Annotated in this window: 15 protein-coding genes; 8 read left to right on the forward strand and 7 right to left on the reverse strand. The window is 72.6% G+C overall.

What is annotated here, in order from left to right; genetic code table 11:
- The first annotated feature begins 145 nt into the window (after nt 1-145).
- Nucleotides 146-2,419, forward strand: coding sequence for a hypothetical protein (locus ACT1U9_RS28230; protein ID WP_444535432.1), 2,274 nt, complete (start codon nt 146-148; stop codon nt 2,417-2,419).
- A gap of 23 nt (nt 2,420-2,442) precedes the next feature.
- On the opposite strand, the gene ACT1U9_RS28235 is transcribed toward ACT1U9_RS28230, so the two are convergent.
- The 4 genes from ACT1U9_RS28235 to ACT1U9_RS28250 form a co-directional block, all read right to left on the reverse strand.
- Nucleotides 2,443-4,848: a right-handed parallel beta-helix repeat-containing protein gene (locus tag ACT1U9_RS28235; protein WP_444535433.1), complete on the reverse strand. Its 2,406-nt coding sequence runs from the start codon at nt 4,846-4,848 to the stop codon at nt 2,443-2,445.
- Between the two features lie 91 nt (nt 4,849-4,939).
- Complete coding sequence (locus ACT1U9_RS28240) at nt 4,940-5,548, reverse strand: Rv1733c family protein (RefSeq protein WP_444535434.1); 609 nt, start codon at nt 5,546-5,548, stop codon at nt 4,940-4,942.
- A 142-nt stretch (nt 5,549-5,690) separates the two neighbouring features.
- On the reverse strand, nt 5,691-6,524 hold the full coding sequence (locus tag ACT1U9_RS28245; protein ID WP_444535435.1) for an MOSC domain-containing protein: 834 nt from the start codon (nt 6,522-6,524) through the stop codon (nt 5,691-5,693).
- Nucleotides 6,525-6,578: 54 nt separating this feature from the next.
- Nucleotides 6,579-7,034: a DUF6643 family protein gene (locus ACT1U9_RS28250; RefSeq protein ID WP_444535436.1), complete on the reverse strand. Its 456-nt coding sequence runs from the start codon at nt 7,032-7,034 to the stop codon at nt 6,579-6,581.
- A 234-nt stretch (nt 7,035-7,268) separates the two neighbouring features.
- On the opposite strand from ACT1U9_RS28250, the gene ACT1U9_RS28255 reads away from it, so the two are divergent.
- Nucleotides 7,269-8,618 (forward strand): TerD family protein, encoded by a 1,350-nt coding sequence (locus ACT1U9_RS28255; protein WP_444535437.1) that lies wholly within the window; start codon nt 7,269-7,271, stop codon nt 8,616-8,618.
- Between the two features lie 58 nt (nt 8,619-8,676).
- Here ACT1U9_RS28255 and ACT1U9_RS28260 read toward each other — a convergent pair whose 3' ends face one another.
- The gene (locus ACT1U9_RS28260; RefSeq protein WP_444535438.1) at nt 8,677-9,852 is read right to left on the reverse strand and encodes a glycosyltransferase; all 1,176 of its coding nucleotides are present in this window, start codon (nt 9,850-9,852) and stop codon (nt 8,677-8,679) included.
- A gap of 58 nt (nt 9,853-9,910) precedes the next feature.
- Here ACT1U9_RS28260 and ACT1U9_RS28265 point away from each other — a divergent pair, with 58 nt between their 5' ends.
- Together ACT1U9_RS28265 and ACT1U9_RS28270 are read left to right on the forward strand one after the other, a co-directional pair.
- The gene (locus ACT1U9_RS28265) at nt 9,911-10,696 is read left to right on the forward strand and encodes a glutamate racemase (RefSeq protein ID WP_444535439.1); all 786 of its coding nucleotides are present in this window, start codon (nt 9,911-9,913) and stop codon (nt 10,694-10,696) included.
- 47 nt (nt 10,697-10,743) lie between these two features.
- Nucleotides 10,744-11,319 (forward strand): hypothetical protein, encoded by a 576-nt coding sequence (locus tag ACT1U9_RS28270; protein WP_444535440.1) that lies wholly within the window; start codon nt 10,744-10,746, stop codon nt 11,317-11,319.
- 100 nt (nt 11,320-11,419) lie between these two features.
- Here the strand turns inward: ACT1U9_RS28270 and ACT1U9_RS28275 are convergent, their stop codons facing one another.
- Entirely contained in the window at nt 11,420-12,481 is a 1,062-nt protein-coding gene (locus tag ACT1U9_RS28275) for an O-antigen ligase family protein (protein WP_444535441.1), read from the reverse strand.
- 212 nt (nt 12,482-12,693) lie between these two features.
- Here ACT1U9_RS28275 and lnt point away from each other — a divergent pair, with 212 nt between their 5' ends.
- The 4 genes from lnt (at nt 12,694) to ACT1U9_RS28295 (ending at nt 17,680) form a co-directional block, all read left to right on the forward strand.
- Complete coding sequence (gene lnt / locus ACT1U9_RS28280; protein ID WP_444535442.1) at nt 12,694-14,328, forward strand: apolipoprotein N-acyltransferase; 1,635 nt, start codon at nt 12,694-12,696, stop codon at nt 14,326-14,328.
- Between the two features lie 10 nt (nt 14,329-14,338).
- Nucleotides 14,339-14,818, forward strand: coding sequence for an NUDIX hydrolase (locus ACT1U9_RS28285; protein ID WP_444535443.1), 480 nt, complete (start codon nt 14,339-14,341; stop codon nt 14,816-14,818).
- Nucleotides 14,819-14,874: 56 nt separating this feature from the next.
- Entirely contained in the window at nt 14,875-15,678 is an 804-nt protein-coding gene (locus ACT1U9_RS28290) for a 3-hydroxybutyrate dehydrogenase (protein ID WP_444535444.1), read from the forward strand.
- 85 nt (nt 15,679-15,763) lie between these two features.
- Nucleotides 15,764-17,680, forward strand: coding sequence for a helix-turn-helix domain-containing protein (locus tag ACT1U9_RS28295; protein ID WP_444535445.1), 1,917 nt, complete (start codon nt 15,764-15,766; stop codon nt 17,678-17,680).
- Here the strand turns inward: ACT1U9_RS28295 and ACT1U9_RS28300 are convergent.
- Nucleotides 17,670-19,037, reverse strand: a complete 1,368-nt coding sequence (locus ACT1U9_RS28300) for an MFS transporter (protein WP_444535446.1) — start codon at nt 19,035-19,037, stop codon at nt 17,670-17,672. The genes ACT1U9_RS28295 and ACT1U9_RS28300 overlap by 11 nt on opposite strands.
- Between the last annotated feature and the right edge of the window lie 111 nt (nt 19,038-19,148).

Here is a 19,148-nt window from a genome sequence, read left to right on the forward strand (position 1 = left end):
AGATTCCGTGAGGACACCGCACTCCCGCCCCGGATCCGAGATCCTGAAGCCCGCACGACCGCACGACCCGCATGATCCGTGATCCGCGCACCGCCGACGCCGTGTCCCGCCGCAGATCCTCCCATCATGAGAGCGAGTCACAGAAGTGTCCCGTGCCACACCGGCCGCCGGCGACGGCGGACCCGCGCTCGAACTGCTGGTGCACGGCGTCGGCGGCGCCACCCCGCAGTCCATGCTCGACGACCCGCGTACGGTCCGGGTCACCGGTGACGAGACCGCCGCCATATACCGCCGCGCCGAGGACGTCGACGCCGACGAGCACCCTGTCGGCCGGCCCGTCCGCGAGGCGTACTGCTGGTCCAATCTGACCTCCGGCAACGGCGCCCGCGCGCTGTGGCTGCTGCTCCTGCCGTTCATGGTGGTCAACCTCGCCCACTGGATGCGCCCACCGGCCCGGGGCGACGAGCGCACGGTCCGGCTGTACGGGGTGCTCGCGCGGCTCGTCGCGCTCAGCCTGACCGTGCTGCTCACCGCGGCCGCCTGCGAAGTCGCGCTGGATCTGGCGGCCTGGCAGTGCGCGGGCGTGGCGCGCTGCGCCGACGGGAAGTCCTGGCTCGGCTTCCTCTCCGCCGCGCGGCACGGCTGGTGGAGCCAGCCCGGCCGCCGCCTGGCGCTCGCCTCACTGGTGCCCGCCGCGCTCACCGGTCTGCTCTGGTATCTGTCCAACCGCACCTGGAGCGCGTACGAGTCACAGCAGCCGCTCACGGCCGCCGGGGACAGGGGCGAACCTCGGCTCCGGCCCGCCCTGAGCCGCCCCGGCTTCTGGTACGGGCGGCGTCTTGTGGCCCGCCTGCGCGCCGCGCACACCGCCGCCGGGTTCCTCACGGTCGCCGCCGCTGTCACCGGCGCCGCTGTTCGCCATGACCGCGCGGGCGGCAGCGCCCCGCTCGCGGCCGTCGGCTGGTTTCTCGCCGCAACTGTCGTTGCAGCGGGGGTAGTTGTGCTCTGGGTCGTGTGTGGCCGGGGCCGCAGCGAGTCCGTGCTCGACGAGAAACTGGACCGTGCCGTCATCACCGGCCTGCCCGCCGCCGCCCTCGCACTGCTCGCCCTGTCCCTGGGATACGCGTCCTGGAGCCGGCCCGGCTGGGTCTCGCACTCCACGCTGCCCGGCGACCGCATCTTCGGCATCATCGCCCTCGCCCAGGGCGTGCTCGTCCTCGCCCTGGTGGCGGCCGCGCTCGTCCTGCGGCGCCGCACGCACGACGCCCGTACCGCCCTCCTCGGACTCGGCGGGCCCGCTGTCGCCCTCCTCGCGTGCGCGCTCGGCGGGGTGATGACCGGCGGTGTCGCCCAGCGCGTCGCCGACTGGCTTGACCGCTCCGGCACCCCCGGCGCCGCCCGGGACGTCTTCGCGGGCCCACCACCCCTGCTCACCTGGCAGGCCTCGGCGATCCCCGCCCTGCTCGCCCTCCTGCTGCCCGCCGTGGCGTACTTCGCCGTTCGCACGTGGTGCACCGCGCGCGCCGAGGAACGAACCCTGCCGGGTGGCGACTACCCGGGCGAACCCCCCGACACCGCCCGCTCCCGGCAGATCGCCACCGCCCGCGCGATGGCCCGGCTCACCGACCGCGCACCCGCCTTCCTCGGCATTGTGGCCACCGCCACCCTGCTGCTCGGCGCGGGCGCGCTGACCGGCTCCTGGACCACCGGCGAGGTCCCCGGCCGGGCCGCGTCGGGTTTGCCCGCGGTGATCGCCTCGGCCGCCGACGCGGTCCAGGCGCTCGGCTCCTGGTTCACCGGCCTCGGGTTCCTGCTCTTCGTCACCTGGGGGCGCCGCGCCTACAAGGACGCCTCGGCCCGGCGCACCATCGGCATCCTCTGGGACGTCGGTACGTTCTGGCCGCGCGCGGCCCACCCGTTCGCCCCGCCCTGCTACGCCGAGCGGGCCGTGCCGGACCTCGCGTGGCGGATGAACACCTGGACCGAGCGGACCGGCGGGCGCCTGGTCATCTCCGGGCACTCCCAGGGCAGCGTCCTGTCGGCGGCCGCCGTGTGGCAGTTGCCCGCCCACACCCGGCAGCGGGTCGCGCTGCTCACCTACGGCTCACCTCTTGAGCGGCTGTACGGGCGCTGGTTCCCGGCGTACTTCGGACCCTCGGAGCTGACCGCCCTCCACCGTGAACTGCACTGCTGGCGCAATCTGTGGCGGGCCACCGACCCGATCGGCGGCCCGGTGCTGCCCGGCACGGACGTGGACCGGGGCCCGCTGCTCGACCCGGTCGCCTTCGGCCGCACGCAGGGCCAGCCACTGCCCGCGCCGATCCTGGCGCACTCCGACTACCAGGCCGACCCGGCCTTCGCCGAGGAACGCACGGCACTGCTGGACGAACTGGCTCCGGCGCTGCCACGTCAACGCTGACGAACTGTCATAGAGCTTGTTTCTTAAGGGAGTTCGGGCAGATCGTCCGGATAGAGAAGGGTGAGGTCGTCGGTGTTCGCCTCCGCGAGCTGGGCGACCCGTCCGGCGTGCCGCTCCACCATCGACTCGAAGGTCTGGCGCGCGGTGCGTCCGTTGCCGAACGCCGGGCCCTTGGGCAGCGCCGTGAAGTACTTCAGCAGCGCCTCCGAAGACCCGTCTCCCAGGCGGTACTCGTGCTCCTCGGCCTGCTGCTCCACGATCCGCAGCAGCTCCTCCGGAACGTAGTCGCTGAAGGTGATGGTCCGTGAGAAACGGGACGCCACCCCGGGGTTGACCCGCAGGAACCGCTCCATCTCCGCCGTGTACCCGGCGACGATCACCACCACCGCTTCGCGGTGGTCCTCCATCAGCTTCACCAGGGTGTCGATCGCCTCCCGCCCGAAGTCCCGCCCCGAGTCCTCGGGGGACAGGGCGTACGCCTCGTCGATGAAGAGCACCCCGCCGCGCGCCCGGTCGAACGCCTCCTGGGTGCGGATCGCCGTCGACCCGATGTGCTCGCCCACGAGGTCGACCCGGGACACCTCGACCAGATGCCCGCGCTCCAGCACCCCGAGCGAGGCCAGGATCTCGCCGTAGAGCCGGGCCACCGTGGTCTTGCCGGTGCCGGGGGAGCCGGTGAAGACGAGGTGGCGGCGGACCGAGGCCGCCTTGAGCCCCGCCTGCTGCCGCTTGCGGCCCACCTCGATCATGTCGGTGAGCGCCCGCACCTCGCGCTTGACGCTCTCCAGGCCCACCAGCGCGTCGAGTTCACCGAGGACCGCCTGCGAGGTACGGGCTGGGTCGGCGCCGCTCACCTCGACGGGCGCGGTCCCGGTCGGGCGCGGGCCGGGGACGGTGGAGAGCAGCCCCATCGTCTGGGTGGCGGTCTGCGGGGCGGGTGGCTCGTGCGCGGCCGAGCGCACACCGCTCTCGTCGCTGGTGCAGTCCTCGACGACCGGCCCGTCCTCGCCGAACTCGTAGCCACCGCGCGCGCAGCGCTCGGTACGGCAGCGCGTCAGCGTCGTACGGCAGCCGTCGACGACATGGAAGCCGTAGCCGCCGCTGCCGGTCACCCGGCAGCCGTGGAAGGTGCCCCGGCCCTCGGCGGAGACATAGAAACCGGCCTCGGCGGGGGTGGTGACCGTGCAGCGCTCGATCCTCGGGTCGGCGCCCTTGGTGACGATCACGCCGGTCTGCGCCGCGTCGATGGTGCAGTTGGCGAGGGTGCCGCCGCTGCCGTGGTCGCGGAACCAGGCACCCGTGGAAGCCTCGCGGATACGGCAGTCGTCGAGCTGGGCGGTCGCGCCGTCGCTCACCGAGACCGCGGTGTTGCGCACCTGCGAGATGTCGCTGTCGACGACATCGGCCCGCGAGCCCCGGTCCAGGACGAACAGCGCGTCCGGCACGTCGTGCACCCGGCACGCCTCCAGGACCACGGTCGCGCCGTCGCTCACCCAGACCGCCGGGTAGTCGCCCGTACTGTCGTGGATCTCGCACTGGTTGGCGTCCACCCGGGTCCCCGGGTCCCATACCGACAGTCCGTTGCGGCCGAAGTTGCGCACCGCCGAGCGGGTCAGCGTCAGCACTGAACGGGACCGCAGATCCACCCCGTTCTCGGGGATGTCGTGGATGGCGCAGTCGGCCAGGGTCAGCACGGCGTCGGTGTCCAGCGTGACGCCGTCCGCCGAGGTGCGGTGGACCGTGCAGTCGGTGAGGTGGGCGGTGGCGCGCGCGGCGATCTGCACCCCGGCGCCCTTGATCTCGTACACCTCGCAGCCCAGCGCCTCCAGACCGCTGCCCTCACCGGTCACCGACAGGCCCGCGCCGCAGGCGTGGTGGATCCGGCAGCGCTCCAGACGCGGGTGGGCCCCGGCGCGCACCGAGACACCCGACTGGCCGGCCGCGACCACCTCGCACTCCTCGAACAGCCCGCCCGCGCCGTCCAGTACGCCGATGCCGACGCCGCCCGGGTTGTCCACGACACAGCGGCGCACCGTGGGGCGGGCCGCGCCGCGCACCTCGATGCCGACCGCCGAGCGCGTGACCACCCGAAGGTCGCACAGCTCGGGCGCGCCGTCCTCGATCAACAGCGCGGGCGCCGCCGCGTCCTGGCCCTCCAACTGCAGGTCCTGGACGGTGGCGGAGGCGCGCACGGTGAGCGGCACGCCGTCGACAGGGGCGATCCGGACCGACCCGGCGGACCCCTCGGGGCCGCGCAACGTTATGGCCCGTCGCAGCACCAGGTTCTCCCGGTACGTGCCGGGCGCGACCGTGAGGACGTCGCCGTCCGCGGCGGCCTCCAGGGCAGCGGCGAGCGAGGCGTACTCGCCGGTGCGGCGCCGCCACCTCGACGTGCCGGTGTGGGTTACCTGGACCGTGCCCTGAGCCATGGCGCTGCTGTGCCCCCACCTCGTGCGTGCGAACGCTGTACGTGCGACTGATGGTCCACCGTAGCGCGCGCGGGGCCGGTGAGTTGACCGGTCAGCTGCCTGCTCCCGTGCGGCCCCAGTCCGGACCGCATCGGGCCCAGGCGCGGTCGAGACGGGCGTACCGCCGTCGCACCAGGCGCCATACGACCAGCCTTCGTATGCCCTCGACGAGACCGGCCGCCGCCAGGGCCGCGCCCAGCCCGGCGAAGACCGCGTGAGCGTGCGCCGTTGCGGCGTCCAGCGGGCGGCTGGTGCGCATGCCCTTGTCGTCGGTCCATATACGGAAGGTGGTGCCCGGCGGCACCGAGCGCCGGGGCGCCGAGACCGTGCCGGTGTGCGCACTTCCGTCGTACGCCGTCCAGTTGGCCACCACCCGTACCCGGCCCTCGCGGCCGCCGCCCAGGCCGTCGAAGTCGGACGCCGTGCTGTGGTCGTGCGTCTCGCGGACCACCACGGCCGTCGTCGCGTGGCGCGTGCGCTGCTCCCTGACGACCGTGCGGTGCAGCGCACGGTCGCTCATCACCCCGCACACACTGCCGAGCACCGGCATGGCCAGCACCGCCAACACCAGGGCGGTCAGCGCCACCCACGCCTCCACGAGATCCGTACGGCGGCGTAAGGGGTTCTTCCGCCAACGCCACACCCCCACTGCGGATCGCACTGAATCACACCCCCTTCCGCTTCCGTCCTGGCCCCGAACGGCACTGCGTACGCACGGGCGGGACCAAGAGAGAGCAACGTCACCCGCGCCCCCTCCCACACAACGCGTCCACTGCCCCCACGAGTTCCCGCAGCCGCGCCCGCTATGCGAGAACGCGCACGGGATCACCGGTGCGAATGACGCCGGGCCGCTCGGGGACGATGTTCTGCCCGAAGACCAGCTTCGTGCCGAAGCGGCGGTGGCGGCCCAGCGTGCGCAGCGGCTCGCGGCCGCGCTCGGCGGACGACTGGTCGGTCGTGGTGATGACACAGCGGCCGCAGGGCTTGGCGACCCGGAAGGCGAGCTCGCCGATCGCGATCCGCGACCAGTCGTCCTCGGCCCAGGCGTCGGTGCCGTCCACGACGACGTTGGGGCGGAACCGGTTCATCGGAAGCGGGCCCTCCTGCGGCCGGTCGCCCTGCGCGATCAGCGAGTTGAGCGCGTCCAGCGAGGCGAGCGTCGTCACCAGCAGCGGAAAGCCGTCGGCGAAGCTCACCGTCTCGCCCGGGAGCGCGAAGTCCGGGTCGATCGGCCGCCGCGTCGCGGGATCGTCGAGGTGGACCAGCCGCACCTGTGCCCCGAGGTAGTCGCTGAACCACTCGTGTGCGGCGTCGGCCGCCGGTATCGCCTTGACCTTCTTGCCGAAGAGGCTGACCCCGCTCGCGCCGATCGGCTCGGGCACGGAGACCGTCAGGTCCTCCTGGCCGGGCGCGGACAGCCGGATGCCGCCGTCCGGCAGTGTGCCGGCGGCGGCCAATGCGAGCCGCGCCTGCTCGCGTTGGGTGACGGCCTTCCCGTCCGCGTCGACGACCATCCAGCGACGGTCACCGGCCGGACCCCACGGCTCGACCTCCACCTCGTCCAGCCGGAACCCCCCGACCGACTTGACTGGGTAGATGTGGATATCGCGGACGACTGGCTGAACTCGGCTCTCCATGAACCAATCTTGCCAGCCGCCTCGGACATCCGGTCGAACGGCGGAAGGGGCGGCTCAGTACCCCGTGTTCTGGTACGGCTGGTTGTAGCCGTCGTACGGCGAGGGCGCGGGCGCCGGGCGGGGAGCCGCCGGACGCATCGCCTCGTAGCCGGTGGGCGCCATCGGGCGCTGCTGCTGGGCCTGCGGGGCCGGGTAGCCGCGCGGGACGCCGACCTGCTGCGGGATGTACGGCGCGGGCGCCTGCTGCAGCGGCATCGGCTGCGGCGCCTGCTGGTAGCCGTACGAGGAGGCGTACGCGGGCTGCTGCGAGGGACCGGCGGGCAGGGCGGGAAGCGCGGCCGGAAGCGCCGGCAGATAGTTGCTGCTGCCGGTGTCGTACATGGAAGGCACTCGGATCGGGGCGATCTGAGGCGTACCCCGTTCTGCGACGAGGGAGTCGTAGATGGGGGTGTCCGGGAAGGACGGCGCGGAGTAGTAACCGCCGCCATAGGTGGAGCGGGGGGAGGTCATGGCACATAAGTTAAGCCCACGATGTGGTCGTTGGGGAGCCCGATAAGAGGGTTGTTTCACGGGTTCGGAGTGACCGCCCATCCCCAATGCGAGCGAATCTGGGAAAATCGGTCGCCCAGGAGCGTACGAATCGTGTAAAGGCCGAGCTCGGGAGGGGTTACCGCCGGGTGCCGGAACGTCCGCCGGGGGTTAGGTTGGCGGTGCGGAAAGTCCTTTTCGGCACCCGGAGTCGCGATGGGGGCGAGCATGTCCATGCTTAAGGGGTCCAATGTTCCTGTGCCGGCGCGGAGCGTACGCGTCGAATTGGCCTGGCGTTCGGGTCCAGGGGTGCCGGACGCGGACGCCTCGGCGCTGCTGATCGCGGCGGCCACCGGAAAGGTCCGCTCGGACGCGGACTTCGTCTTCTACAACCAGCCCGCGCACGCCTCCGGCGCCGTACGCCACGAGGGCAAGCGGACCTCCCCCGAGGGTGTGACGGACACGCTGTACGTCGACCTCGCGCGCGTGGAGCCCGACGTGGAGCGGGTGGTGCTCGCGGCCTCCGCCGACGGAGGAACGTTTGGCCGCGTCCCCGGACTGTGCGTCCGGGTGCTCGACGCGGAGGGCGGCGCGGAACTGGCCCGCTTCGACAGCACGGACGCGACCGTCGAGACGGCGTTCATCCTCGGGGAGCTGTACCGGCGCCAGGGCGCCTGGAAGTTCCGGGCGGTGGGGCAGGGGTACGGCTCCGGACTCGAAGGGCTGGCAACGGACTTCGGGATCACGGTCGACAAGCCGGCCGCGGCGCCAGCCATGCCGTCTCCGCCTTCGCCGCCCGTCCCGGCCGTGGCGCCGGTGGTGACCACGCCGCCTGTTTATGCGCCGCCCGTACAGCCCGCGCCCGCGCCGACCGTCCCCGCCTTCACGGCGGCCGCCCCGCCGCCCCCGGCCGCGCCGCCCGCCCCTGTACGCCTGAGCAAAGTGACGCTGACCAAGGCTGCGCCCACGGTCTCACTCGCCAAGCAGGGCGGCGGGTCCGGGGCCCTGCGGGTCAACCTCAACTGGCAGGTGCGCAAGCAGTTCAGCGGCTGGGGCGCCAAGCTGGGCCGGGCCGTCGCCAACCACACCGACCTCGATCTCGACCTTTGCGCCCTCTATGAGCTCGCCGACGGCCGCAAGGGAGTCGTCCAGGCCCTGGGCAACGCCTTCGGCTCGCTCAACCGGCCCCCGTACATCCACCTCGACGGCGACGACCGCACCGGAGCCGTTTCATCCGGTGAGAACCTGACGGTCAACCTCGACCACAAGGACCAGTTCCGCCGCCTGCTCATCTTCGTCACCATCTACGAAGGCGCGCGCAGCTTCGCCGATCTGCACGCCACGGTCACCCTCCAGCCCCAGCACGGCGCGGCGATCGACTTCTCCCTCGACGAGTGCACCGTGCCGTCCACGGTCTGCGCGCTCGCGCTGATCACCAACACCGGGGGAGACCTCGTCGTCCAGCGCGAGGCCCGCTATCTGGTGCCCGCGCGCGGGGTCAGCCCGCAGCGGACCATAGACCAGGCGTACGGCTGGGGCATGAACTGGACACCTGGTCGCAAATGACGCGCGCGTGGGCGTGGTTCGGGCGACTCAGGTCGGTTGCTCGGCGCACTGGCCCGGCTCACTGATCCGGCGACGCCTCCGGCCGCGCATAAGTGCGCCCCTTCCACGCCGCCCCGCGCCCCCGGTAGTGCTGCACCGCCGAGTCCACCGTCATCAGCAGATACAGCAGCGCGGTGAACGGCAGCAGCGGGGCGAGCAGCAGCGACTGGCGGTAGTAGCGCAGCATCGGTACGTACGTCCCGGCCATCACCAGCCACGCGAGCGCGCCCGCCCAGCCCGCCACCGCGTCGTCCCGCAGCAGCCCGGCGAAGAGCGTGACCGGGGGCACGAGATAGATCAGCGCGAGCCCCGCGACCGTACCGAGCAGCAGCAAGGGGTTGTGCCGCAGCTGGGCGTACGCGCTGCGCGAGACCATCCGCCACAGGTCCGCGAGGCGCGGATACGGGCGCACACTGTCGACGCGCTCGGCGAGCCCCAGCCAGATCCGGCCGCCCGAGCGCCGCACCGCGCGCGCCACCGACACATCGTCGATGACCGCCTGGCGCACCGACTCCGGAATGCGCGCCCGCTCGGCCGCCTCGGTGCGCAGCAGGACGCAGCCGCCCGCCGCGGCCGCCGTACGCGCCCCCGGGGTGTTGATCCAGCGGAACGGATAGAGCTGCGCGAAGAAGTACACGAAGGCGGGCACCACCAGCCGCTCCCAGCCGCTCGCGACCCGCAGCCGCGCCATCTGCGACACCAGGTCGAGCCGCTGGGAGCGGGCCGCGGCCACCAACTCCCGCAGACTGTCCGGCTCATGGGCGATGTCGGCGTCCGTGAGCAGCAGATACTCCGGATCCCGGGTGCGGGCCACCGCGATCCCCTCGCGCAGCGCCCACAGCTTCCCGGTCCAGCCGGGCCCCGGCTCACCGGGCGCGATCACGGTCAGCGGCAGCGCGCAGTCCTCGCGTGCGGCCAGCGCCCGGGCCAGCTCGCCGGTGCCGTCCGAACTGCCGTCGTCCACCAGGAAGATCTCGGCCCGGCCCGGATAGTCCTGGGCGAGCAGTGTGGGCAGGCTGCGCGGCAGCACCTCGGCCTCGTCCCTGGCCGGGACGACGATGGCGACATCCGGCCAGTCGGGCGGGGCGGAACGGGCTGGCAGACGCTGGTCGGTGCGCCAGAAGAACCCCTGCCCGAGCAGCAGCCAGAGCCAGCAGGCCAGTGACACCGAGGCGATCCATGCGAGGGCGCTCATCCGCCGCAGTCTGCACCACCTGAGCCGGTGCGCAAGGGCGGTCGACTATGGTGACCGGGTGAAGATCGCGCTCATGGACTCGGGAATCGGCCTGCTGGCGGCGGCCGCCGCGGTACGCCGGATGCGGCCCGACGCCGACCTGGTTCTCTCCTCGGCCCCGGACACCATGCCGTGGGGCCCGCACACCCCCGAGGAGATCACCGCGCGCGCTCTCGCCGTGGCGCGCGCCGCCGCCGAGCACCGGCCGGACGCGCTGATCGTCGCCTGCAACACCGCCTCCGTGCACGCCCTGGTGGCTCTGCGCGCCGAACTGGAGCCCCGGATCCCGGTGATCGGGACCGTACCGGCGATCAAGCCGGCCGCCTCGGGCGGCGGCCCCGTCGCCATCTGGGCGACGCCCGCCACCACCGGCAGTCCGTACCAGCGTGGGCTGATCGGTGACTTCGCCGACGGCGTCGAGGTGACCGAGGTCCCCTGTCCCGGACTCGCCGACGCACTGGAGCACGGCGACGAGGCCGCGATCGAGCTGGCCATCGCGGCCGCCGCCGAGCGCACCCCCTCGGATGTAAGGGCCGTCGTCCTGGGCTGTACCCATTACGAACTGGTCGCCGAACGGATCCGTACGGCGGTCACCCGGCCCGGCTCGCCCGCGCCCGAGCTCTACGGCAGCGCGTCCGCGGTCGCTGCCCAGGCACTGCGCCGCGCCGGCATCGAGCCGGCCCCCGACGCCGCGCCGACGGGCAGCGTGACCGTGCTGCTCAGCGGCCGTGTCGCCGCGCTGCCCGAGCCCGCGCTCGGCTACGAGGAAGGCCTTCTGCTGCAGGCGGTCAGCACCGCTCACTGAGCGTGGGGTGGCTGCCGGTCCAGTGGATTCTGAGTAGTCTGCTAAGCATGAGGGATCTGCCCCCCGAGCCCCCGGCGCAGGAAAGCGGTGCCGAGGCGGCCACTCCGCCGGCGATCTGGACCGGTCGCGCGACCAACCGTGTCCAGTGGCTGCTCGCGGCGGGCGGCGCTGCCTGTATCGCCCTCGGTATCGAGCTGGCGGTCGACTCCACGTGGACGTCCGGCATCGCTCCCCTGCTCATGTCGGTGATCGGCTGTGTCGCCGCCGGTCTCCTGGTGATCTACGGGACCCTCGCCTTCGTCCATGTGGCCGTCAAGGTCGACGACGACTCCCTCGAAGTGCGCTGCGGCCACATCGGCCTGCCGCGCCGCCGTATCCCCCTCGGCGATGTGGTCGGCGCGGACTTCGCGCCGCGCGTCACCCCGCGCCAGTGGGGCGGATGGGGCTATCGCTGGCGCCCCGAGAAGGGCACCGCCGTCGTGGTGCGCCGGGGCGAGGGCGTCGTCCTCCGTCTCGGCGACGGCCGCGTCTTCACCGTCACGGTGGACGACGCCGAGGCGGCGGTCCGCGTGATCCGTGCCCGCCTGCGCCTCCTGAGCACGTCCAAGCCGGCCGAGGCCTGATACGGGGCTCGCGGCCCCCTCGTTGTGGTTCCGCCGACTCCTACGCGCGCGTGGAGTGTGCCGGACGAGGGGTGGGCGAAGCAGCGAACTTCCCCGAAGCCTACGCGCGCGTGGGGTGCGCTTCGGCCTCCCGTTCCACCTCCGGCTGTCCGTCCCCTGCTGGCCGGGCGGTGGCCAGTCCGGCCAGCAGACCCGCGCCCATCGTCACCGGAGTGAAGCTCAGCGCGTTGCCCACACAGGCGAACGCCGCCAGCGCGGTCAGCGCCGCGCCAGCCGTGAGGACCACCGTGGTGCTGCGGGGTGAGCGCCACAGCCCGTAGAGCATCCAGCCGTACGCGGCGCCCAGCAGTCCCGCGCCGACCACGCCCTGCTCCGATGCCTGCTGCAACAGCGCGGAGTGCGGCTTCCCCGCGGTCAGCGCCGATCGCTGGGCGACGGGGCTGAGGCCGCCGAACCGGTCCGGCCCGGTGCCCCGCACGGGATGCTCCTCGGCGAGTTCCACCGCGTCCCGCCACAGCAGTACGCGCTCCGGCGTCAGCTGGCCCTGCAGCGAGACGGTGAGCCCGCTGGGCAGCGCGTCCTCGGCCACCGCCACCGACCCCACCGCCACCAGCGCGGTGACCGCCGCGAGCCCCGCGAGACCGACCGCCCGGCGGCGCATCCGGGCCGCCGCCAGCGAGCAGAGCAGCACGCCGAGCGCCGCCGCGCACCCCGCCACCGAGCCGAGAGCGAGCGCCACGCCCGCGCATCCGACCGCCAGCAGCCGCAGGGCGAGCCGGACCGCCGCCGTACGGGCCGCCCAGGCAGCGCAGCAGGCCCCACCGGCGGCGAGCACCGGGAGCGCCGCCGAGACGCCTATGTGGCCCGGCAAGGGGTCGACGGTGGCGCCCGGGACCCCGTCCCGCGACGCGAGTGCCAGGACAAGCCCTACGAGCGCGGCGGCCGTCGCGGCCGCGACCGGCACCAGGCTGCCGCTGATACGGCCCAGCGCGTACCCGGCGGCGACCGCGAGCACCGCGAGCAGTACTCCCTCGGGCCGGGCCTCGCGCCCCGCCGCCGACACCAGCGACCAGCCCGCGCAGGCGCCGAGCACCAGGACGCCGACGAGATCGACCCCGCCCGCGCGTTCGGGTGCGGCGGACCGGCCTTCCCGTGCGCTCATCCCCGCCCCCCGACGCTCCAACCACTGGCGCACACCGTAACGGCGCGGAGCGTGGTGTGGGTACAGATGTGCAGAAACGTTCCAGCGCCGCCGTTTCGCCGAGTGAGCACCGGCGATCGCAGGACCCCGAAAGCGGTGATCGTACGAATAAGGACGGTTACTGTACGAATCGGGCTGCCGCACCCACAGCCCGCGGCCGTAGACTCCGCCGGGTGAGCACGACCACCACCCCCACAGCCGAGCCAGAGCAGCTCGAACCGCAGCCCGCCGCCGCCTCGCGCGGCCGTCGGCTGCTGCACCGGCTCGTACGGCCCGCGACGGCCGCGCTGTCCGGTGTGCTCCTGTATCTGAGCTTCCCGCCCCGGCCCCTGTGGTGGCTGGCGGTACCCGCGTTCGCGCTGCTCGGCTGGTGTCTGCGCGGCCGTACCTGGAAGGCCGGATTCGGCCTCGGCTACCTCTTCGGCCTCGGCTTCCTGCTGCCGCTGCTGGTGTGGACGGGCGTGGAGGTCGGGCCCGGCCCGTGGCTGGCCCTCGCGGCCATCGAGGCCATCGGGGTCGCCGCCGCAGGCGCCGGGATCGCGGTGGTCTCCCGGCTGCCCGGGTGGCCGCTGTGGGGCGCGGCGATGTGGATCGCCTCCGAGGCGGCACGCGCGCGTATGCCGTTCGGCGGCTTCCCCTGGGGCAAGCTGGCCTTCGGCCAGGCGGACGGCGCGTTCCTGCCGCTGGCCGCCCTCGGCGGTACGCCGGTGCTCGGCTTCGCCGTGGTGCTCTGCGGCTTCGGCCTGTACGAGACCGTCCGCCACGCCCTGCGCCTGCGCGCCACCGGCGTCCTGCGCACGGGGGCCGCAGCCGGCGCGCTGCTCGCCCTGGTCGCGCCTGTCGGCGCCGCCTTCGCCGCGACCCCGCTGGTCAGCGACGCGGCCGAGAACGGCACGGCCACCGTCGCGGTGATCCAGGGCAATGTGCCCCGCCTGGGCCTCGGCTTCAACGAGCAGCGCCGCGCCGTGCTCGAATACCACGTACGCGAGACCCTGCGCCTGGCCGAGAAGGTCAAGCAGGGCAAGGCCGCCAAGCCCGACTTCGTCCTGTGGCCGGAGAACTCCTCGGACGTCGACCCGTACACCGACGCACAGGCCTACAACGACATCGACCACGCCGCCAAGATGATCGGCGCGCCCATCTCGGTGGGCGCGGTCGTCCAGCGCAGCGACGGCAGCCTCTTCAACGAGCAGGTCCTGTGGGACCCGAAGACGGGACCCGGCGCCACCTACGACAAGCGGCAGATCCAGCCCTTCGGCGAGTACATCCCGCTGCGCGGCTTCATCAAGATGTTCAGCCCCGGCTATGTCTCCATGGTCCGCCAGGACTTCAGCAGGGGCATCGAACCGGGCGTCTTCGACATGGCGGGCACCAAGGTGGGCATCGCCACCTGCTACGAGGCCGCGTTCGACTGGGCCGTGCGCGACACCGTCACCCACGGCGCCCAGATGATCTCGGTACCGAGCAACAACGCGACCTTCGACCGCAGCGAGATGACCTACCAGCAGCTCGCCATGTCGCGCGTGCGGGCCGTCGAGCACAGCCGGGCCGTCACGGTGCCCGTCACCAGCGGTGTCAGCGCCGTGATCATGCCCGACGGCAAGGTGGTCCAGAAGACGGCGATGTTCACGCCCGCGTCGCTCGTCGCCAAGGTGCCGCTGCGCTCCTCCGAGACCCCGGCGACGAGGCTCGGCACCGCGCCCGAGTGGGCGCTGGTGGCGCTGGCAGCGGCGGGCCTCGGCTGGGCGGTGAACCGCACGGTACGCGCGCGTCGTGACGCACAGGACGTCGCGGCGGAGTCTCGTTAGGGTCGGGGCCATGGCGACACCTGAGTTCATCCGCGCGATCCGGGCCACGGCCGGACACCAACTCCTGTTCCTGCCCGGCGTCAGCGCCGTCGTCTTCGACGACGAGGGCCGCGTACTGCTCGGCCGACGCGTCGACTCCGGCGAGTGGTCGATCATCGGCGGGATCCCGGAGCCCGGCGAACAGCCCGCCGAGACCGCCGTGCGCGAGGTGTACGAGGAGACCGCCGTGCGGTGCGTGGTCGAGAAGGTGATCCTGGTCGATGCGCTGCCGCCGGTCACCTATCCCAACGGCGACAACTGTCAGTTCATGGACATCTGTCTACGCTGCCGGGCCGTCGGCGGCGAGGCACGCGTCAACGACGAGGAGTCCCTGGAGGTCGGCTGGTTCCCGGTCGACGCGCTGCCGGAGCTCCAGGAGTTCGCCCTCTTCCGCATCAAACAGGCGCTGGCCGATGGACCGACATGGTTCGCGCCTATGACCGAGCACTGAAGTGTGGGTGCGGACCACATGGGTGGTGGGCGGGCGCACTGCCTAGGGTCGGAAACATGACCACGCCCACCACACCTGGTCCCGTCCCCGCACCCGTCGCCCTCGACCTGGGCGGCCGCACCGCGCTCGTCACCGGAGCCGCCGGCGGCATCGGCCGGGCCTGCGCCCTGCGCCTGGCCGTCGCCGGCGCCAAGGTGCGGGCCGTCGACCGGGACGCCGCGGGCCTCGACGCCCTGGCCGCGGCGGACACCGGCCTCGCCGGATCCATCGAGCCGCTGGTCCTGGACCTGACCGACCTGGAGGCGGCCGAACAGGCCGCCACCGGCACGGACATCCTGGTGAACAACGCCGGGCTGCAACTGGTGCGCCCCATCGAGGAGTTCCCGCCCGAGATGTTCCACACCGTGCTCACGGTGATGCTGGAGGCGCCGTTCCGGCTGATCAGAGGGGCGCTGCCGCACATGTACGGGCAGAGCTGGGGGCGCATCGTCAACATCTCCTCGGTGCACGGACTGCGGGCCTCCGCGTACAAGTCGGCCTACGTATCGGCCAAGCACGGCCTCGAAGGGCTCTCCAAGACCGCCGCTCTGGAAGGCGCCGCGCACAGGGTGACCTCGAACTGCGTCAGCCCCGGCTATGTCCGCACCGCTCTCGTCGAGCAGCAGATCGCCGACCAGGCGGCCGCCCACGGCATCCCCGAGGAACGCGTCCTGGCCGAGGTGCTACTGAAGGACTCCGCGCTAAAACGTCTCGTGGAGCCGTCCGAGGTCGCCGAGGCGGTCGCCTATCTCTGCACCCCGCAGGCGTCGTTCATCACCGGGACCTCGCTCGCCCTCGACGGCGGCTGGACCGCCCACTGACGCACATCCGCGACGTGACCGGCCCCTGCCAACACTTTTCCACAGGCCTGGCGCGGTGGCCCGTACGGCAGGTATCCCTGTGAACATGTCCCACGATCACCCGCAGTTCACCGAGTACGCCGAAGTCCCCTACCTGGAGCTTCTGGCGCGCGGCGCGGCGGCCGAGGCGTACGACCGGCCGGCGCTCCTGGCGCGCGCCGACGGCGCCGGACCCGAGGCGCTGGCCGCCCTGGAGTCCGCCAGGCAGCTCGCCCTGCGGGTCCGCGCCGACCTGGAGGGCAGACGGCGCAGGGAGGCCGAGCTCTCCGCACTGTTCGAGACCGCCCACGACCTCGCGGGGCTGCGCGATCTGGACGCGGTGCTGCGGGCGATCGTGCAGCGCGCACGGTCCCTGCTGGGTACGGAGGTCGCGTATCTGAGCCTCAACGACCCGGTGGCGGGCGACACTTATATGCGGGTCACCGAAGGCTCGGTGGCCGCCCGCTTCCAGCAGCTGCGGCTCGGCATGGGCGAGGGCCTGGGCGGGCTCGTCGCCCAGACCGCCCGCCCGTACGTCACATCGAGCTACTTCGACGACGAGCGCTTCCGGCACACCCGGGCCATCGACACGGGCGTACGGGACGAGGGGCTGGTCGCGATCCTCGGCGTACCGCTGATGCTGGGGAGCAGTGTGATCGGCGTGCTCTTCGCCGCCGACCGGCACAGCCGGGTCTTCGCCCGCGAGGAGATCGCCCTCCTCGGCTCGTTCGCCGCCCACGCCGCCGTCGCCATCGACACCGCCAACCTCCTCGCCGAGACCCGATCGGCCCTGGCCGAGCTGGAGCGGGCCAACGAGATCATCCGGGACCACAGCGCGGTCCTGGAGCGCGCCTCCGAGGTCCACGACCGGCTCACCGAACTCGTACTGCGCGGCGGGGGCGTCCACGATGTGGCGAGGGCGGTCTCCGAAGTCCTCGACGGCGCAGTCGAGTTCGCTGACGCCGACTCACCGGCCTTCACCGCGCTCGACCTGACGGGCACGGACGGCCATGCGATACGGAACGGCCGGGACTGGGTGGCCACGGTCTCGGCCGGCGGCGAACTGCTGGGCGCGCTCGTGCTGCGCGGCCACCCCGGGCTCGACCCGGTCGACCGCCGCACCCTGGAGCGGGCCGCGATGGTCACCTCGCTGCTGCTGCTCGCCCGGCGCTCGGCGGGCGAGGCCGAACAGCGCGTGCGCGGTGAGCTCCTGGACGACCTGCTGGACACACCGGGCCGCGACCCCCGACTGCTGCGGGACCGCGCGGCGCGGCTGCGGGCCGACTTGGACGCCCCGCACGTCGTCCTCGCCGCCCGCATGGAAGGGCCCGAGGACGGTACGGCGGAGCGGCAGACCGCCGACCGGCAGCGCATGGGCTCGGCCGCCGCGCATCTGGCGGCGACCCGGCACGGCCTGGCCGCCGCCCGCGACGGCGGCACGGTCCTGCTGCTGCCGCTCGGCCCGGCCGACACCCCGGCCGACGTCGCCCGTCAGCTGGCGAAGCAACTCGGCGCGGCCCTGCGCGAACCCGTCACCGTCGGCGCGTCGGCCCCGGTCGAGGCGCCCGCCGCGCGCCCCGGCTCGGTCTCCGAGGCGTACGGGGAAGCGCGCCGGTGCCTGGAGGCGCTGCGGCTGCTGGGGCGGTCCGGCGAGGGCGCGGCCGCCCCGGACCTGGGCTTCCTCGGCCTGCTCCTCGCGGACACCCGCGACATCGACAGCTTCGTCGACCGCACCATCGGCGAGGTCGTGACGTACGACGAAAGGCGCGGCACCGACCTGGTGCGCACCCTCGACGCGTACTTCGCGAGCGGGATGAGCCCGGCGCGCACCAAGGACGACCTGCACGTCCATGTGAACACGGTGGCCCAACGCCTGGAGCGAATAGGCCGGTTGCTCGGGCCGGACTGGCAGTGTCCGGCCCGAGCACTGGAGATCCAGCTGGCGTTGCGGCTGCACGCGATGTCGACGGCGGTCAGACGCTGACCGAGTCCTGGGCGCGGTCCGCGCGTTCGATGTCGTCGAGGTCGCGGTGGCGGGTCTCGTGGGCGAAGGCGATGGCGATCACTGTGAGGACGGCGGCCGCGATCACATAGAGCGCGATGGGGGTCGAGCTGTCGTAGTCGGAGAGGAGGGCGGTGGCGATGAGCGGCGCGGGCGCGCCGGCGGCGACCGAGGCGAACTGGGCGCCGATGGACGCCCCCGAGTACCGCATCCGGGTCGCGAACATCTCGGTGAAGAAGGCCGCTTGGGGCGCGTACATGGCGCCGTGGAAGACCAGTCCGACGGTGACGGCGAGGACCAGGTTCCCGAAGTCCGCCGTGTCGATCAACGAGAAGAAGGGGAACATCCAGGCACCGACACCGACCGCGCCGATCAGATAGACGGGCCGCCGCCCGATCCGGTCGGAGAGCGCGCCCCACGCGGGAATCACGGCGAAGTGCACGGCGGAGGCGATCAATACGGCGTTGAGCGCGGTCTGCTTGGCCATCCCGGCCGACGTCGTCGCGTACACCAGGATGAAGGCGGTGATCACGTAGTAGCTGATGTTCTCCGCCATGCGCGCGCCCATCGCGACCAGGACATCACGCCAGTGGTCGCGCAGTACGGCGACGAGCGGCAGCTTTTCGGCGACACCGTCGGCTTCGACGACTTCGCGTGCCTTGGCGCGGGCCAACGCGGCCTTGAACACAGGTGATTCATCGACAGAGAGACGTATCCACAGACCGACCATCACCAGGACGCCGGACAGCAGGAACGGGACACGCCACCCCCAGGAGAGGAACGCGTCGTCGGAAAGGAGCGCGGTGAGAGCCGAGAGCACCCCGGTCGCGAGCAACTGCCCGGCGGGCGCGCCGGTCTGCGGCCACGAGGCCCAGAACCCGCGCCGCCGAGCGTCCCCGTGCTCCGACACCAGCAGCACGGCCCCGCCCCACTCACCCCCGAGCGCAAACCCCTGCACCAGCCGCAACGCGGTGAGCAGCACGGGCGCGGCGGAGCCGACAGTGGCGTGCGTCGGCAGAAGACCGATCGAGAAGGTCGCCCCGCCCATCATGAGCAGACTCAGCACGAGCAGCTTCTTACGCCCGATCCGATCCCCGAAGTGCCCGAACACCAGGGCACCCAACGGCCGGGCGGCGAACCCCACGGCGTACGTCAGGAAGGAGAGCAGCGTCCCGACGAGCGGGTCGGACCCGGGAAAGAACAACTTGTTGAAGACCAGCGCGGCGGCGGATCCGTACAGGAAAAAGTCGTACCACTCGATGGTCGTGCCGATGAGACTGGCGGCGACGATACGGGGGAGGTTGGTGGGGCGTGGGGGAGCGGGGGCTGGGGCGGCCATGGTCACCACTTCCGGCGGTTCGGCGGGGACGGTTACGTGTCGCCACACCGTAGAAACGCGCTGGTCAAGCGGACATGTAGTGGGACACCACACTTCGAGGGTGCAGTGTGC

The organism is Streptomyces sp. BR1, assembly GCF_052373795.1.
Taxonomy (GTDB): domain Bacteria; phylum Actinomycetota; class Actinomycetes; order Streptomycetales; family Streptomycetaceae; genus Streptomyces.

Excerpts from the sequence above, each read along its gene's own strand:
- ACT1U9_RS28300 (WP_444535446.1), bottom strand. The coding sequence starts at position 19,037 with ATGGCCGCCCCAGCCCCCGCTCCCCCACGCCCCACCAACCTCCCCCGT.
- ACT1U9_RS28270 (WP_444535440.1), top strand. The coding sequence starts at position 10,744 with ATGAGGGATCTGCCCCCCGAGCCCCCGGCGCAGGAAAGCGGTGCCGAG.
- ACT1U9_RS28245 (WP_444535435.1), bottom strand. The coding sequence starts at position 6,524 with ATGGAGAGCCGAGTTCAGCCAGTCGTCCGCGATATCCACATCTACCCA.
- ACT1U9_RS28255 (WP_444535437.1), top strand. The coding sequence starts at position 7,269 with ATGGGGGCGAGCATGTCCATGCTTAAGGGGTCCAATGTTCCTGTGCCG.
- ACT1U9_RS28275 (WP_444535441.1), bottom strand. The coding sequence starts at position 12,481 with ATGAGCGCACGGGAAGGCCGGTCCGCCGCACCCGAACGCGCGGGCGGG.
- ACT1U9_RS28235 (WP_444535433.1), bottom strand. The coding sequence starts at position 4,848 with ATGGCTCAGGGCACGGTCCAGGTAACCCACACCGGCACGTCGAGGTGG.
- ACT1U9_RS28295 (WP_444535445.1), top strand. The coding sequence starts at position 15,764 with ATGTCCCACGATCACCCGCAGTTCACCGAGTACGCCGAAGTCCCCTAC.
- ACT1U9_RS28250 (WP_444535436.1), bottom strand. The coding sequence starts at position 7,034 with ATGACCTCCCCCCGCTCCACCTATGGCGGCGGTTACTACTCCGCGCCG.
- ACT1U9_RS28260 (WP_444535438.1), bottom strand. The coding sequence starts at position 9,852 with ATGAGCGCCCTCGCATGGATCGCCTCGGTGTCACTGGCCTGCTGGCTC.
- ACT1U9_RS28285 (WP_444535443.1), top strand. The coding sequence starts at position 14,339 with ATGGCGACACCTGAGTTCATCCGCGCGATCCGGGCCACGGCCGGACAC.
- ACT1U9_RS28290 (WP_444535444.1), top strand. The coding sequence starts at position 14,875 with ATGACCACGCCCACCACACCTGGTCCCGTCCCCGCACCCGTCGCCCTC.